General features: G+C 63.8%; 12 protein-coding genes and 1 tRNA gene. 6 read left to right on the forward strand and 7 right to left on the reverse strand.

Annotated features, from left to right (window positions below):
* Window positions 1-10: 10 nt before the first annotated feature.
* The 5 genes from dcm to L0U80_RS04035 all read right to left on the reverse strand — a co-directional run bounded on the left by dcm (window position 11) and on the right by L0U80_RS04035 (window position 4,420).
* Window positions 11-1,366, reverse strand: a complete 1,356-nt coding sequence (gene dcm, locus L0U80_RS04015) for a DNA (cytosine-5-)-methyltransferase (protein WP_308444839.1) — start codon at window positions 1,364-1,366, stop codon at window positions 11-13.
* Window positions 1,367-1,463: 97 nt separating this feature from the next.
* Window positions 1,464-1,820, reverse strand: coding sequence for a hypothetical protein (locus L0U80_RS04020; RefSeq protein ID WP_233862668.1), 357 nt, complete (start codon window positions 1,818-1,820; stop codon window positions 1,464-1,466).
* A gap of 91 nt (window positions 1,821-1,911) precedes the next feature.
* Complete coding sequence (locus L0U80_RS04025; RefSeq protein WP_233862669.1) at window positions 1,912-2,184, reverse strand: hypothetical protein; 273 nt, start codon at window positions 2,182-2,184, stop codon at window positions 1,912-1,914.
* A gap of 133 nt (window positions 2,185-2,317) precedes the next feature.
* Window positions 2,318-2,392 (reverse strand) — tRNA-Arg (locus L0U80_RS04030).
* 372 nt (window positions 2,393-2,764) lie between these two features.
* Window positions 2,765-4,420 carry a M35 family metalloendopeptidase gene (locus L0U80_RS04035; RefSeq protein WP_233862670.1) on the reverse strand — a complete coding sequence of 552 codons (1,656 nt, stop codon included), beginning with the start codon at window positions 4,418-4,420 and terminating at the stop codon, window positions 2,765-2,767.
* A 602-nt stretch (window positions 4,421-5,022) separates the two neighbouring features.
* Here L0U80_RS04035 and L0U80_RS04040 point away from each other — a divergent pair.
* Entirely contained in the window at window positions 5,023-5,634 is a 612-nt protein-coding gene (locus L0U80_RS04040; protein WP_233862671.1) for a GNAT family N-acetyltransferase, read from the forward strand.
* Between the two features lie 280 nt (window positions 5,635-5,914).
* Here the strand turns inward: L0U80_RS04040 and L0U80_RS04045 are convergent, their stop codons facing one another.
* Window positions 5,915-6,097, reverse strand: a complete 183-nt coding sequence (locus L0U80_RS04045) for a rubredoxin (RefSeq protein ID WP_233862672.1) — start codon at window positions 6,095-6,097, stop codon at window positions 5,915-5,917.
* Window positions 6,098-6,381: 284 nt separating this feature from the next.
* Here L0U80_RS04045 and L0U80_RS04050 point away from each other — a divergent pair, with 284 nt between their 5' ends.
* The 5 genes from L0U80_RS04050 to L0U80_RS04070 all read left to right on the forward strand — a co-directional run bounded on the left by L0U80_RS04050 (window position 6,382) and on the right by L0U80_RS04070 (window position 14,062).
* Window positions 6,382-6,783, forward strand: coding sequence for a DUF4399 domain-containing protein (locus tag L0U80_RS04050; protein WP_233865646.1), 402 nt, complete (start codon window positions 6,382-6,384; stop codon window positions 6,781-6,783).
* Between the two features lie 117 nt (window positions 6,784-6,900).
* On the forward strand, window positions 6,901-8,829 hold the full coding sequence (locus L0U80_RS04055) for an ATP-binding cassette domain-containing protein (protein ID WP_233862674.1): 1,929 nt from the start codon (window positions 6,901-6,903) through the stop codon (window positions 8,827-8,829).
* 267 nt (window positions 8,830-9,096) lie between these two features.
* Window positions 9,097-11,082, forward strand: coding sequence for a DNA topoisomerase IV subunit B (locus L0U80_RS04060; RefSeq protein ID WP_233862676.1), 1,986 nt, complete (start codon window positions 9,097-9,099; stop codon window positions 11,080-11,082).
* Window positions 11,083-11,168: 86 nt separating this feature from the next.
* On the forward strand, window positions 11,169-13,484 hold the full coding sequence (parC, locus tag L0U80_RS04065) for a DNA topoisomerase IV subunit A (protein WP_233862677.1): 2,316 nt from the start codon (window positions 11,169-11,171) through the stop codon (window positions 13,482-13,484).
* A gap of 119 nt (window positions 13,485-13,603) precedes the next feature.
* Window positions 13,604-14,062, forward strand: coding sequence for a CopD family protein (locus L0U80_RS04070; RefSeq protein WP_233862679.1), 459 nt, complete (start codon window positions 13,604-13,606; stop codon window positions 14,060-14,062).
* Between the two features lie 66 nt (window positions 14,063-14,128).
* Here L0U80_RS04070 and L0U80_RS04075 read toward each other — a convergent pair whose 3' ends face one another.
* Window positions 14,129-16,507 (reverse strand): bifunctional diguanylate cyclase/phosphodiesterase, encoded by a 2,379-nt coding sequence (locus tag L0U80_RS04075; protein WP_233865647.1) that lies wholly within the window; start codon window positions 16,505-16,507, stop codon window positions 14,129-14,131.
* Window positions 16,508-16,736: the final 229 nt, after the last annotated feature.

The raw sequence follows: 16,736 nt of genomic DNA on the forward strand, positions 1-16,736 counted from the left end.
CGCCGCGGAGTCAGGCCGCCTCGGCGGCCGACTCGGTGCGGGGCGTCCTGCCCGCTTTTGCCGCTGTGGCTGGCTTGCGCGCCGCGCCGGATTTCGCCTGCGCCTTCGGGCCCGCCATCGCGAGCGCCGCGTCGAGGTGCGGCATCATCGTGCGCGCCACTTCGCGCATCACCGGCATCACCACGCTGTTGCCGAACTGGCGATACGCCTGGGTGTCGCTCACGGGAATGCGGAACGTGTCGGGAAAGCCCATCAGCCGTGCGCACTCGCGTGGCGTCAGGCGGCGTGGGCGCAAGCCTTCGCCCTGGTGGACGAGGATCTCGCTGCCGTCCTTGTGATAGCGCGCCGACAGCGTGCGCGTGACGCTCTGCTCGAACGCGAGGCCGAAGCCGAAGCCGTTGCCCGCGGCGCGATGCTTCTCGGCGTATTGCTGGAGGTACTGCCAGAGGCCCGGCGTGAGTGTGTACTTCGGTTGCACGCGGCGGGCACCGTGATCGAAGAAACGATCGCCGTCCCACGGGAGGATGGGCTCGCAGCCGTCCGTGCGATGAAGGATCGAGCCGAGACGCGGGCCTTCTTCGGGCAGCGCGAGCGCGTCCCAGGTGAACGCGGCGGGCTCGCGGAACCCGGCGATGATGATGCGCTCGCGATGCTGCGGCGTGAAATGGCGCCCATCGATCACGCGATAGTGGATGTCGTAGCCCAGTTCGTCGCGCAGCACCTGGCGGATCACGTCGAACGTGCGGCCGCGATCGTGCGAGAGCAGGTTCTTGACGTTCTCGAGCAGGAAGGCGGCGGGCCGCTTTTCGGCGATGACGCGCGCAACGTCGAAGAAGAGCGTGCCCTGGGTCGAGCACTCGAAGCCGTGCGGACGGCCGAGCGCGTTCTTCTTCGACACGCCGGCAATCGAGAACGGCTGGCACGGAAAGCCGGCGAGCAGGACGTCGTGATCGGGGATGTCGGCGGCGGCGACCGCCGTGATGTCGCCGGCGAACGTGTGGTCCTCGCCGTGGTTCTCCAGATAGGTCTTCTTCGAGAACGTGTTCCACTCGCTCGTGAACACGCACTCGCCGCCATGCGCCTCGAAGCCCATGCGGATGCCGCCGATGCCCGCAAACAGGTCGACGAAGCGAAAACGCGCGGGTGTCGCGACGGCGCGAGCGCCGCCGTGCAGGAGTTCACGCAGCGCGGCTTCGAGCATGGCGGGGCAGGGTGTTTCGCCTTTTTCCCAGCGACGCACGGTTTTGACGTCTTTGCCGACATGCTCGGCGATCTGCTGCTGGGTGAAGCGCTGGCGTGCCTGCTGAAGCAGGTCTCGCGAATGGGCCGAGGACACAGGATTCTCTCTGGGGATTTTGGCGGACATTATGACCGATAGCCGACCCGCGGCACCAGGAAATCTGCCCGCTGACTGCGAGGCGTCACGCAAAACCAGCCGGTGCCGTTTGTCGCGGCGAGAAGGATCAGGCGAGTGTCGAACCGCCGGCAGCGGCCCGCTGCCCGGAAGTCTCGTCGGCGTCTCCGGCCGCTTTCAGGTCGTACTCGTCGAGCACGTTCAGCAGGCTGTCGATTTCGCTGAGCTGGCCTTTGTTGACGTAGCCGGTGTCGAGCAGGCGATGGAGGCGCTTGCGCCAGTAGGTCGACGGGAGGATCGGCCCGGCGAGATCGCCGCTCAGCGCGAGCGGCATAACACGGCGAATGTGCGTGATGTCCTGATCGATGAGGCTCGACATGAGGTGCCCGGCAGGGGTGGGACGATCGGAGTCCATACCGGCCATAACGGCATGGATTGCCGCAGCTTTAGGGCTGCGTGCATTCATGTTTACCCGGGGCGATGAAGCGGCTCGTGCAGCCGTGCGCGCGGCCCGGCTGTCGCGGTGACGCGACGCCGCGCGAACGGGCTTGCCGGACTTACTTGTCTTGCAGCGGCGTGTCCGCCTGCGGAACCGCTGCGGCTTCGAAGAAGCGGCGGGTCGCTTCGAACGACTGCAGCATTTGTTCAGGCCACGGCGTCTGGAGCATCACGGCCTGATGATTTTCAAACGCCGATGTGAGCAGCCGGCTGAGTTCCGGCGAATTCAGATGACGCATCACGACGCTCAGCGCGATAGCGGTAGCCTGGCTGGCGCCAGCCGTCTGCAGTTCGGACGCGGTGAGGGCTGCGACTTGTGTGTTGATGTCCATGGGGAGTCAGGCCTTTGAGAATAGCGTCGCCGGCCGTATCGCAGATAGCGGCCCGTGGCGTGGAATGGGTGTTCGCGCGGAGCCTCGCCGAATCCGGCAAGCGGATTAACGGGCGTAGGGCGCGTCACGCGGTTGGTCCCCCCGGCAGGAATCGAACCTGCATCTAGCGCTTAGGAGGCACTTGTTCTATCCATTGAACTACAGGGAGGCGTGCGGGACGCAAACCTGCGGGCTCCGCTATGTCCGCCATGTTTCCCAAGTCACCCGTCATGGCGCGGAGCGTTCGCGTTTTCGCGCCTGAGGCGAATCGCGATGCAGGACGTGGAGTATAGCAAACGCCTTCCAGCGCGAAAATGACGCGTTGCGGCGCGCCGGGGCTATTGCGTTTGGTCCGGGGTCGCATCCACATTGTGTGCGGTCACTAACCAGTGAAACCTTACCGGGAAAGGGGCCTGACGCACTTACCTGGCAGCGGCGTCGTTCCGGGTGACGTCGGCCTCGGCCGGGCATCGCGATGCGTGCCCGTGGTCGAGGCCTTCGAGCGACTCAACGATATGCTGCGTCAAGCGTTTCCCATGCTTCATGCACTGCCGTAGGCCCGGACGAACATCGCGTAGTTGTCGGCATTGGTGATGGCTGCCTGGTCGTTCGTCGCTGCGAGACGGTGGTCATCCTCCATACCGTACGAATGATCCTCCGTGCCGCCGATGTTCGTGAAGTGACTTAGCTCGTGGACAAGCGTCGTTTCAAGGGTATTCGGACCTTCCACCTTGGTAAGCGCCAGCGGCGTCAGATCGATCTTATGGGGGGAGTTGGGGAACACGTGGGCCAGTTCATGACTGTCCGCCCCTCGGGTGGCGATCAACATGTTCGCGTCGTGTGCGAGAGCATGCTGGATGTTGCTCAATACCTGCGTCACGTGCTGTACGTTTTGGGGTGTCGGTGTCCCGAACCAACGTTGAAAGTTGCTGTCCGGACCATGACCGAGAAGATGGTCGAGCGCTGCATCGACCATTTGTTTTGCGTGGTGATACGCGTTGCGAAGCGTGTGTTGCTGCTCCGTATTGAAGCCTTTCGTGAGCGGGTCGCGGGCTGATGCGTGCGGCGATTTCTCAGCGAGGAAAGTGTCCAGCGCACCGGCTCGGACGGCTGGGCCTGTCCCTGTCCCATTGAGTGCCCCGGATTCGCCGACGAGTTGGCCCGAATCGCCATCTCCGGGTTCGCCGACTGGACCGGCTTCGTTACCACCGCCGTCGTATGCTCCGCCGGGTGCTCCGCCACCACCGCCACCGTATGCTCCGCCGGGTGCGCCACCACCACCATCGTATGCTCCGCCCGGTGCGCCACCACCACCACCATCGTATGCTCCGCCCGGTGCGCCGCCTCCACCACCACCGTCAGCTCCGCCGGGTGCGCCGCCACCACCGCCACCGTATGCTCCGCCGGGTGCGCCGACGTCACCGCCGCCACCGTCTGCTCCGCCGAGTGCGCTACCACCACCGTCACCGTCACCATCTGCCCCGCCCGGTGCGCCGCCACTGCCGCCGTCATCCGAGTCGGACCCGCCATCTGCATCTGCAGGAGTATCGTTTGTCCCGTCGTCTGGTGGCCCACTCATACCCGGTGCGCCGATACCCGCAGGTAGCAGGCCGTCCCAGGGGTGTTTGCGGTGTGGCTTTCCGTCGTCGTAGTCGATGAAGCGCAGATGGTGACCTTGCTCGTTCCAGATGTCGCGTATGCGGTCGCCTGCCTTGTCCTGGATGTCGCGTATGTAGTTGCCAGCCTTGTCCCAGATCTCGCGCGTATGGCTGCCAGTCTTGTCCCACGCCTCGCGCGTATGGTTGCCGGCCTTGTCCCAGACCTCGCGTATGTGGTTGCCCGCCTTGTCCCGAATGTCGCGAATGTGATTGCCAGCCTTGTCCCACGTGTCCCGAATATGGTCGCCATTTTTGTCCTGTGATTCGCGGACGATGTTGCCATCCTTGTCCCGTGTGCCACGTATTGGGCTACCCGCGTAATCGCGCACATTGCCTGCGGGATAATTCGCTGTATCTCCGCGTGGGGCGTGCGATTTGCCGAACACTGCGGTATCGAATGCGCTATTACCGCTTCCAGGTCCGTATTCAGTTGGTGAATGGATTTTGGGCTCGCGAGCGATACTGGCGGATTGCATTGCGCATTCCACGTTTTCCGAATGCCACGCGCAATAAGTGCTGGAGAGGGAATCGACGTCCATGAGCGCTCCAATAGAATGAATCGGTAAAACGATTTAATCATCGGAGAATCGCGAGGTGTAACACGCTGGTATGTGATCGCCCACAGGGCCCGCAGGCATTCTCGCCTGATGCAGCGATGTGCTGTTCGCTCTGTATGTGGTGAAGTTCCGGCGTCACCGATTGCGCATATATGCCGCCCATCATCGCGTAGTGGTTTCATTGCGGCGCATGCGAATTTCAATCGATGCCTTTGCAGGGCATTTTCTGCATGCGAATGCGCGTGGAGCAGCAGAAAACGGCAACTGGCTGACACCATCTGGTTTTCCACGCGATCGCATCAAATTTCGCTTGCGACTGCCGCCACGGGAAAGTTGTGGCAAATGCGGTGGTTTTTTGGACGTGGACCCTGTATTCAACGTGAACGTGCAGGAAACTGAGTCGGCAGCAATTTCGTCAGGCCGATGGGGCTGGTCCGTAAAAGGCGTGTCTGACCAGGACAGGCCCGTAGTTGCCAGGCGGTAATGTCTTTTCTAATGCGTGCGCCATTCGTCCGTCGTTTTCCTGGCGCTGGACTGGCGTCCCCGCAAACCGACCAACCGCCCCGACCAGCGAAGCGTGAACAATGATTAACGTGATTGAATCGCCACGGTTGCTGCTTCAGCCTTTTTCTCCCGCTGACGCCGATGAAGCGTATCCGTGCATTACGCCTTCGCTCACGCGTTACATGATGAGCGAGCCACCGGCACGCCAGAGTGAATTCGCCGGGAGTTGGCGGGCGTGGATGCAGGCCTTCGCCGACGGCACCGAGTGGGTCTTTACGGTGAGAGAGAAGCTACACAACCGTTTCCTTGGACTGGCCGGACTGGGTCGTATACAGACACCGAATCCGGAACTCGGAATATGGATTCGCGAAAGTCGCCAGGGCAACGGATTCGGATGGGAAGCGGTAACCTGCCTTTACCTGTGGGCAGGCGCGAATTTCGACTACTCGTGCTTCATCTATCCCGTTGCTGAAGATAACCACGCCAGCCGTCGCATCGCTGAATCACTCGGTGGTGTCGTGACGAACAGCGGTGCGACGCCAAAGTATCGATACGTTGTGTACAGCATTCCACGCTATCGCCCGGTGTCGGAAAATTCATTCGCAAAAGCCACGAACGCAATCTCCGATGCTGATTGGCACGTTTCGTTCGGGCAGTCGTTCATTGAGTCAATACGACGATCGACGCGATGAATGATCGATGATCTGCCATGCGTGCCACCGTTGCGGTAGTGAGACTCCGCGCGCTGTCAACATTACCGGAATCGATTTCGGCGCCGACGTCCCCGCTGCATCCGCAAGGAAATCGCCGCCCTGAATCTGGCACTCCTCGACGCTTCGTGATTAACGCGCCCGGGCTCGACGCGACACCGAAACGCCGGTTAAGACGGCATGGGACGCTGATTCCCGCCACAACCTGCTCGACATGCGAGCCACAGCCTGGTGCAATCGCCTTGTGAGGCGCGCGGCGCGCTCAGAACTCGACGATGACGAAGTCGCCCTTGCCGACGTCGCACAGCGGGCAGCGCCAGTCTTCGGGGATATCGGCAAAGCGCGTGCCCGCCGCGATGCCCTCGTCGGGCAGTCCATCTTGTTCGTTGTAGACCCAGCCGCAGATCACGCAGACCCAGCTCTTGTATTCGATGACTTCGCTCACTGCGCACCTTCTATGTGTTTGATGGCTTGCCTGCGATGCACCCCCTATTAATCGTCAAATCATTGCCGGTGTGCGGGTGGCAGGCGACGCGCGATGATACCGGAAATGGTGGTGCGAGCCACCCGCTGGGAGCGCCGCGCCGGGGGCGGCATTGGGTGTCGCGTGCAACGAGCACCGGCGGCGCCGGCGTCGGTCGACGCGTGTATGCTAGCCCGCAGGCGTTTCGTGAGCACGGAGGCATCGTGCGGAGCCGGTTGGACCACTTACTCCCGAGGAGAACCATGATGGTCAAGAACACCTGGCTGGCGGGCGCGGCATTCGCGGCCCTCCTTTTCGTGAGTGGCGTTGCGCGCGCCGAAGGCGTCTCCATCGTCGAGCCGAAGGACGGCGCGACGGTGACCAACCCGGTGCACGTGCAATTTGCCGTCGAAGGCATGACGGTCGCCCCGGCGGGCACGACGACGCCCGGAACCGGCCACCATCATCTGCTGATCGACGGCGCGCCGCTGCCCCAGGGGCAGGTCGTGCCGGTGGGCGACAAGTCGCTGCACTACGGCAAGGGGCAGACCGAAACCGATCTCACGCTGCCGCCCGGCGATCACACACTCACGGCGCAGTTCGCCGACGGCGCGCACCGCTCGTACGGGCCCGCGTGGAGCCAGACGATCACGGTCCACGTGAAGTAACGCTGCCGCCTGCGTGACCCGCCGCGGTATCGGTGCGCGCAGGCGCTGCCCGATCGTGGCCGCGCCGGACCGGTACAATGCGCGCTTCAGGTCCAACGCAGGCATCGTTTCCCAGTCATGTCGCTTTACACCATTACCGGCGCGCAACTCGCGTTCGGTCACGTCGCGCTGCTCGATCACGCGGACTTCTCGCTCGAAGCGGGTGAGCGCGTCGGGTTGATCGGCCGCAACGGCGCGGGCAAGTCCTCGCTGCTCAAGATCGTCGCCGAACTTGCCAAGCCCGACGACGGTCTCGTCACGCGCCAGCAGAATCTTTCGACCGTTTATGTGCCGCAGGAGCCTGAATTCGACACCGACGCGTCGGTGTTCGACACGGTGGCCTCGGGGCTCGAACGCGTGCGCGCGCTGCTCGACGAATACGACACCGTCGCGCACAAGCTCGCGGACACGCCTGAAGGCGTGGAGCACGATGCACTGCTCGCGCGCATGAACGCGCTGCAGTCCGCGCTCGACGCCGCCGACGCCTGGAACTGGCGCACGCGCGTGGTGACGACGCTCGCGCAGATCGGCCTCGACGGCGATGCACGCGTGGGCGCGCTCTCGGGCGGCATGCAAAAGCGCGTGGCGCTTGCGCGTGCGCTCGTCGTGCAGCCCGACGTGCTGCTGCTGGACGAACCGACGAACCACCTCGATTTCGACGGCATCCGCTGGCTGGAGGACCTGCTCGTCGCGCAGCGCGCGAGCCTCCTCTTCATCACCCACGACCGCGCGTTCCTCGACCGGGTGGCCACGCGCATCGTCGAACTCGATCGCGGGCGGCTGCTCTCGTATCCGGGCAACTTTTCGCAGTATCAGGAGCGCAAGGCGCAGCAGCTCGAAGTGGAGCGCGTCGAGAACGACAAGTTCGACAAGCTGCTCGCTCAGGAAGAAGTGTGGATCCGCAAGGGCGTCGAGGCGCGGCGCACGCGCAGCGTCGGGCGCATCGCGCGGCTCGTGCAGATGCGTAACGAACGCGCCGAGCGCCGCAACGTGCAGGGCAACGTGAAGCTCGACGTCGCGCAGGGCGAGAAGTCGGGCAAGATCGTCGCGGAACTCAGCGACGTCGTGAAACGCTACGGAGACCGAACGATCGTCGATCGTTTTTCGACGATCGTGATGCGCGGCGACAAGATCGGTTTCGTTGGCCCGAACGGTGCGGGCAAGACCACGCTGCTCAAGCTCATTCTCGGCGAATTGAAACCCGACGAGGGCACGGTGCGCGTCGGCACGAATCAGCAGGTCGCGTACTTCGACCAGATGCGTGCGCAGCTCGACCTCGAAAAGACCCTCGCCGACACGATCAGCCCCGGCAGCGACTGGGTCGAGATCAATGGCGCGAAGAAGCATGTGATGAGCTATCTCGGCGATTTCCTGTTCGCGCCTGAACGCGCGCGCTCGCCGGTGAAGTCGCTCTCGGGCGGCGAGCGCAACCGTCTGTTGCTCGCGCGTCTTTTCGCGCGGCCCGCGAACGTGCTCGTGCTCGACGAGCCGACCAACGACCTCGATATTCCGACGCTCGAACTGCTGGAAGAACTGCTCGCCGATTACGACGGCACCGTGCTGCTCGTGAGCCACGACCGCGCGTTTCTCGACAACGTGGTGACCTCGGTGATCGCGGCCGAGGGCGAGGGGCAGTGGCGTGAGTACGTCGGCGGCTTCACCGACTGGCAGACGCAGAGCGCGCGTTCGCAGGCGATTGCCGAGGCGCGCGCGAGCGCGCCGTCCGCGCCGGCGGCCGCTGCGGCGAAGGACAGCGCGGCGGGACGCAACGCCCAGCGCACCGTGAAGCTCTCATTCAAGGAGCAGCGCGAACTGGAGGCGCTGCCCGCGCGGATGGAGGCGCTGGAGGCAGAACAGAAGGCGATCGGCGCGCAGATCGAGGACGGTTCGATCTTCGCGAAGGACGCGCAGGAAGGCGCGCGGCTCACCGAGCGCTATGCGCAGATCGAAGAGGAGCTGCTCGTCGCGCTGGAGCGGTGGGAGGAACTGGAGAGCAAGCGCAAGTGAGCAAAGCGGCCTTTGGAGGCCGCTTTTTTCTTGTGGGCCGGGCCTCTCCCGTTCGGCCATTCGACGCGAAGCAAATTGCCGGGCCACACCAAATCAGTACAATACCTGGCGAATCGGCCCGCGATGCAAGTGCCTGCAGTTGCCTGTGCGATGGGCAGACCAGTTCACCCCGTTGTTTCGTTTTGCTTTTTTTGAAAATTCAACGCGTTGTCCACGCGGTTGTCCACAGGACCTGTGGACAACCTTGCGGAAAACCGACGGACCACCATGTCTACGAAGAAGTCAAACGCCGCATATAGCGAAGCGTCGATCAAGGTGCTCAAGGGCCTCGAGCCCGTCCGGCAGAGGCCGGGCATGTACACGCGCACCGAGAATCCGCTGCACATCATCCAGGAAGTCATCGACAACGCTTCGGACGAAGCGCTCGGCGGCTACTGCAAGCACATCACCGTGACGCTGCACGCGGACCAGTCCGTCTCAGTCGAGGACGACGGCCGCGGCATCCCGTTCGGCCTGCATCCCGAAGAGAAGGTCCCTGTCGTCGAAATCGTCTTCACGCGGCTGCATGCGGGCGGCAAGTTCGACAAGGCCGCCGGCGGCGCCTATACGTTCTCGGGCGGCCTGCACGGCGTCGGCGTGTCGGTGACCAATGCGCTGTCGAAGCACCTCGATGTCACCGTCTGGCGTGACGGCAAGGTCGCTGAAATCGGTTTTGCCGATGGCGAGGTCGTCAATCAGCTCACCACGCGCAACGCCGCGCGCGACGAAAAGAAGAGCGGCACGCGCGTCACGGCCGTTCCCGACCCGAAGTATTTCGATTCGGCCAACGTGTCCGTCGGCGAGTTGCAGCGTCTGTTGCGCTCGAAGGCCGTGCTGTTGCCCGGCGTCGAAGTGACGCTCGTCAACGAGAAGACGGGTGAGCGTCAAAGCTGGAAGTACGAAGACGGCCTGCGCGGCTATCTGCTCGAAGGCATGAACGGCAGCGATCTCCTGATCCCGCTCTTCGAAGGCGAGCGTTACGCCGACAATGCGCGCACGGGCGACGACACCTTCGCGGACGGCGAGGGCGCTGCCTGGGTCGTCGCGTGGAGCGAGGAAGGGCCGCTCACGCGTGAGTCGTATGTGAACCTCATCCCGACGCCCGCGGGCGGCACGCACGAATCCGGCCTGCGCGACGGTCTGTTCCAGGCCGTGAAGAGCTTCGTCGAATTGCACAACCTGCAGCCGAAGGGCGTGAAGCTGCTGCCCGAGGACGTGTTTGCACGCGTCTCGTTCGTGCTGTCCGCGAAAGTGCTCGACCCGCAGTTCCAGGGGCAGATCAAGGAGCGCCTGAACAGCCGCGACGCGGTCAAGCTCATCTCGTCGTTCTCGCGTCCCGGGCTCGAACTGTGGCTCAATCAGCACGTCGAGCACGGCAAGAAGCTCGCCGATCTCGTCATCAAGCAGGCCCAGGCGCGCACGCGCGCGGGTCAGAAGGTCGAGAAGCGCAAGAGCTCGGGCGTGGCCGTGCTGCCGGGCAAGCTGACCGACTGCGAATCGACGGATATCTCGCGCAACGAGCTTTTCCTCGTCGAGGGCGACTCGGCGGGCGGTTCCGCGAAAATGGGCCGCGACAAAGAGTATCAGGCGATCCTGCCTTTGCGCGGCAAGGTCCTCAACACGTGGGAAACCGAGCGCGACCGCCTGTTTGCGAACAACGAGGTGCACGACATTTCGGTGGCGATCGGCGTCGATCCGCACAGTCCGGACGAGATCGTCGACCTCTCGAACCTGCGCTACGGCAAGATCTGCATCTTGTCTGACGCGGACGTCGATGGTTCGCACATTCAGGTTTTGCTGCTCACGCTCTTCTTCAAGCACTTCCCGCAACTGATCGAGCGCGGCCATGTGTGCGTGGCTCGCCCGCCGCTGTTCCGCGTCGATGCGCCCGCGCGCGGCAAGAAGCCCGCACAGAAGCTCTACGCGCTCGACGATGGCGAACTCGACGCGATCCTCGACAAGCTGCGCAAGGATGGCGTGCGCGATACGCAATGGGCGATCAGCCGCTTCAAGGGCCTGGGCGAAATGAGCGCCGAGCAGCTCTGGGATACGACCATGAACCCGGACACGCGGCGTCTTTCGCCGGTCGCACTCGGCGAGCTCGACTACGAGGCCACCGTCGCACGCATGACGATGCTGATGGGCAAGGGCGAAGCGGCGTCGCGCCGCTCGTGGCTCGAAGAGAAGGGCAACGAGGTCGAAGCGGATATCTGACGCGCGAACCTGCGCTTATGTGCGCTGCTTGTATGCGCTTTATGCGCTTGTTTGCAGGTCTGGACAGGAACACGGACTGATTGAATATGGACGATCTTTTTGCTGAAGTGACTGGCGGCGCCGAAGGCGACACGCTCACGCTCGGCCACTACGCGGAGCGCGCGTACCTCGACTACGCGGTTAGCGTCGTGAAGGGCCGCGCGCTGCCCGATGTCTGCGACGGCCAGAAGCCGGTGCAGCGGCGCATTCTTTTCGCGATGAACGAGATGGGCCTCGGCGACAACGCCAAGCCCGTGAAGTCGGCGCGCGTGGTGGGTGACGTGCTCGGTAAATACCATCCGCACGGCGACCAGTCGGCGTATGACGCGCTCGTGCGTCTTGCGCAGGACTTCTCGATGCGCTATCCGCTCATCGACGGCCAGGGCAATTTCGGCTCGCGCGACGGCGACGGCGCAGCGGCCATGCGGTACACGGAAGCGCGCCTCACGCCCATCGCGAAGCTGCTGCTCGATGAAATCGACATGGGTACCGTCGCTTTCATGCCGAACTACGACGGCTCGTTCGAAGAGCCAAAGACGTTGCCCGCGCGCCTGCCGATGCTGCTGCTGAACGGCGCATCGGGCATCGCCGTGGGTCTCGCTACCGAGATTCCTTCGCACAACCTGCGCGAAGTCGCGGCGGCGGCGGTCGCGATGATCCGCAATCCGCAGCTCACGCACGCCGAGATCATGGAGCGGTTGCCGGGGCCGGACTTCCCGGGCGGCGGCCAGATCATTTCGAGCGAAGCGGAGATCGCGGCGGCCTACGAAACGGGACGCGGCAGCCTCAAGGTGCGCGCGCGCTGGAAGATCGAGGATCTCGCGCGCGGCCAGTGGCAACTGGTGGTCACCGAACTGCCGCCGAACACGTCGTGTCAGAAGGTGCTCGAAGAGATCGAGGAACTGACGAACCCGAAGCTCAAGCTCGGCAAGAAGACCCTCACGCCCGAGCAGTTGCAGACGAAGCAGTCGATGCTCGCGCTGCTCGACGCCGTGCGCGACGAGTCGGGCAAGGACGCGCCCGTGCGTCTCGTGTTCGAGCCGAAGACGAGCCGCATCGATCAGACCGAATTCGTAACGTCGCTGCTCGCGAACACTAGCCTCGAATCGAACGCCTCGCTCAATCTCGTCATGGTCGGCGCGGATGGCCGCCCGCGTCAGAAGGGCATCAGCGAGATCCTGTACGAGTGGATCGGCTATCGCTTCGCAACGGTCACACGCCGCACGAAGCACCGGCTGATGAAGGTCGACGACCGCATCCACATCCTCGAAGGGCGGATGATCGTCTTCCTCAACATCGACGAAGTCATCCGCATCATCCGCGAGTCGGACGAGCCGAAGACGGCGCTCATGAGCGCATTCGGGCTTTCCGAGCGCCAGGCCGACGATATCCTCGAAATCCGTCTGCGCCAGTTGGCGCGGCTCGAAAAGATCAAGATCGAGAAGGAACTCGAGGAGTTGCGCGACGAGAAGGCGAAGCTCGAAGAGCTGCTCGCGAACGAGTCGTCGATGAAGCGGCTCATCGTGAAGGAAATCGAAGGCGACGCGAAGCAATACGGCGACGATCGCCGTACGCTGATCCAGCAGGAAAAACGCGCGTCGTTCGAGGTGCGTGTGGTGGACGAGCCCGTCACCGTGGTCGTGTCGCAGAAGGGCTGGGTGCGCGCGTTGAAGGGCCACGGGCTCGACCAGCAAGGCTTCACGTTCAAGGCCGGTGACGCGCTCTACGCGGCGTTCCAGTGCCGCACGCCCGACCTGCTGGTCGCGTGGGGCAGCAACGGCCGCGTCTATTCGGTTGCCGTGGCGCAATTGCCGGGCGGGCGCGGTGATGGCGTGCCGGTTACGTCGCTGATCGAACTCGAAGCGGGCACACACCTGCTGCACTACTACGCGGCGAGCGAGAACCAGCAACTGCTGCTCGCGTCGAGCAACGGCTTTGGCTTCATTGCGACGATCGAAAACATGAAGAGCCGCGTGAAGGCGGGCAAGTCGTTCATGACGATCGACGAAGGTGCTTTGCCGCTCGCGCCGATGCCGATGCTGCCCGGTGCCATCCAGGTGGCGTGTCTTTCGTCGGGAGGGCGTCTGCTCGTGTTCGGCCTCGACGAAATGAAGACGCTCTCGGCGGGCGGCCGCGGTGTGACGCTGATGCAACTCGACGACAACGAAAAGCTCGTGCAGGCGCTCGCGATCAGCGCGGCGGGCGTGGTGCTGACCGGCACGGGCCGCGGCGGCAAGCCTGGCGAGGATCTGATGTCGGGGCCGGTGCTTGCGCCGCAGATCGGCAAACGCGCGCGCAAGGGTCGTGCACCGGACTCGAAGCTCAAGCAGGTCGTGGCTTTGCGTCCGGTTCTGCCGCAGTAAGGCGTGCCGTGCGGCGCAATGAGGCAATGAGCGCGGCAGGAAGTAAATGTGCGCAGTCGGGTGTGCGCCTTGAACGCACCCGCCGCGCCGTCCCATTACGACAAAAAGGAATCTGAAGCATGGGTTACGCGATGGAAATTGCGCTGTTTGCGCATCTGCTGAGTGTTGCCGTCTGGGTGGGCGGCATGGTGTTCGCGCACTTCTGCCTGCGCCCCGGGCTCGCAGATCTCTCGCCGCAGTTGCGGCTGCCGCTCTGGGAGTCGGTGTTCAGCCGCTTCTTCAACTGGATTGGCGGCGCCGTGATCGTGATTCTGGTGAGCGGTGGCTTCATGCTGATGGAGTTCGGCGGTGCCAACGCCGCCTGGCAACTGAACACGATGGCCGCGCTCGGCTCGGTGATGATGCTGATCTTCGGCCACATCCGGTTCGCCGTCTTTCCACGTATTCGCCGCGCTGTGCAGTCGCAGAGCTGGCCCGAAGGCGCGCAGGCCGTGAACACCGTGCGCCGGCTCGTGCTCGTCAATATCGTCCTTGGTGTTGTGACTATCGGCGTCGCGGTGTTGGCGCGCGGGTACTGAGCTTCTTCTTTCTCGGGACGTAGGTCGCGCGGCGCCGCCCACAAGCGCGTCGCGCGCCACCGGCATTCAGCCGGAATGCGGCGCGTCGCTCACGCGCTCCTTACGTCCGTTCTGTCCGTTGCGTTCGGCAGTATTTTCTCCATGCGCGCTCGCGCATACTCCGAATCGTTCGATCAGCGCGCTTACGCCTTCCACTGGGACGGGACGCGAGAACAGGTAACCCTGTGCCTCGATCGGCCCGAGCGCCGAAAGCCATGCGATCTGCTCCTCGGTTTCAGTGCCTTCGACGACCACCGTCAGTCCGAGCGAGCGCGCAAGATTCACGATCGCCGAGACCATGACGCAGACGCTGCGGTCTGCGGGAATCGCCTGCACGAACGAGCGGTCCACCTTGAGCGTATCGACTGCGAAGCGGTTCAGATATGAGAGCGACGAGTAGCCCGTGCCGAAGTCGTCGAGCGCCACACGCACGCCAAGGCGCTTTAGCGCGAAGATCTTCTCGGAGACGAGTTCGGGGTACTCCATCATCGCCGTTTCGGTGATCTCCAGTTCGAGCCGGTGCGCGGCGACGCCCGATTCCTCAATCGCGTGCGCAACCGTTTCGTAGAGATCGCCGCGCCAGAACTGGACCGCCGAAATATTGATGGCCAGCGTGAGCGTTTCGTAGCCCTGTTGCTGCCACTGCGCGAGCTGCGCGCAGGCCGAACGGATCACGAAATCGCCGATGGGCACGATGAGTCCGGTCGATTCGGCGACAGGAATGAATTCGTTTGCGGCGATGAGTCCGTACTGCGGATGGGTCCAGCGCACGAGCGCCTCGAAGCCTGTAATGCAGCGCCGCCGTAGATCGATCTTCGGCTGGTAAGCGAGGAACAGCTGGCCTTCGGCGAGCGCCACGCGTAATTGCTGCTCCCACTTCATCAAATGGTCGGCGCGATGCGCGAGTTGTGGCGAGTAGAAGCGGAAGCAGTTGCGGCCCGCTTCCTTCGCGGCGTACATCGCGAGATCGGCCTTTTTCAGCAGATCGATTTCGCTTTCGTGCGCGACCGAGTAGAGCGCGATGCCCGTGCTCGCGTGCAGCACGAATGCGCTGCCGCGCACTTCGAAGGGCTGCGTGAACGCTGCGCCGGTCGCTTCCGCGATCGCGACCGCGCGATTCTCGATGTCGTCGCCCTTCACGATCACGACGAACTCGTCACCGCCGATGCGCGCGAGCGTGCCGCCACCGCCCACGGCGTCGGCGAGACGCGCCGAGCTCATCTGCAGCACGATGTCACCGGCGTTATGGCCGAGCGTGTCGTTGACGGTCTTGAAGTTGTCGAGATCAATGAAGAGGATCGCGAGGCGTCCGACATTGCCCGGCTGCGAGACCTCATGGCGCAACTGCTGCAATGTGGCGTAGCGGTTGGGCAGGCCGGTCAGCAGGTCGTACCGTACGAGTTGCGACATCTCGCGCTCTCGCCCGAGCAGCTTGCCGATGAGTCCCGTTGCGACCACGAAGAACGACAGCATGGCGAGCGAGATGAACGACGCCATGAGCAGGTACACGTCGCGCGTGTGGTTGTAGTCGGTGAACTCTTCGGCATCCGAAAGACCTACGAGCACGCCGAGCGGATAGCCGTCGATATGCCGGTACGACACGATGCGCTTGACGTGGTCGAGCGGGTCGTCGTAAGTCCCGGAGACGTGTTCGGAGATCGGGTACTCGCCGCTCGCGGAGAACGTGCCGCTCGCGCGTTCTGCGATGCCGGTGCGGCGCGCGAGCACCGTGCCCGTGTCGGAGATCACGGCGATTACGCCTTCGCGCCCGATGGCCGCGTTGTTGTAGAAGTCGCTCGTGAAGTAGCTCGGGTCTTCGGAGACCACCACGACGCCCGCGAACGAGCCGTCGGGATGGTTGAGGCGGCGTGTCATCTGCAGCGTCCACTGGCCGGACAGACGGCCGAGCACCGGTTTGCTGATGTAGAGCTGGTCGTCGTTCTCGTGTTCGTGCACGCGGAAGTGTTCGCGATCGGAGAGATCGATCGGCTTCGGGTTCGGCTGGGCGGTGCTCGCCACGAGCCTGCCGTGTTCGTCGATGAGCGAGACCTGCACGAGCGAATCGCTTTGCACGACGCCCTTCTCGACCGTGTTCGCGAGATTGAAGTGCTCCGGCGATTTCTCGAACTCGTACTTCACGAAGCGCGTGATCTGGTCGACCTGATGGATCGCCTTGACCGTATGTTGTTCGAGCGCCGCCGAGAGGATCGCTGCGGACGCGGTGGCATCGCGCATCGTCGATTCTTTTTCGACGGAGAGGCGCATGAAGATCACGGCCCACAGCACCGCGAGCACGAGGAGGCCGAGGACCGGGATTGCCAGAAGCGTGCGCGGGCGCGCGATGACTGGAGCGGGCGTCGCGTGCAGGCCCGCTACGCGGGAGAACGGACTCCGGCCCGCGCTCATCTTGATCGCCTCGCGCATGACTCACCGTGCCGCGGGTGCGGTGGCCGGAACGGCAACGTAGCGCTCGGACTGGTCGGCGGCATGCTGTGCAGGTCGGCTGAGGAATGCGCGCGGGACGTGCGCGGAGCGATGGCATCAGACGCCCTTCAGCGCCCGATGCGACCGTTCGATATTAAAGGCTGGAAATAGTTTACGGAAGCGTTTGCGGCTCAGGTATTACGCGAGTTCC

It is taken from the genome of Paraburkholderia adhaesiva, from assembly GCF_021390575.1.
Classification (GTDB): domain Bacteria; phylum Pseudomonadota; class Gammaproteobacteria; order Burkholderiales; family Burkholderiaceae; genus Paraburkholderia; species Paraburkholderia adhaesiva.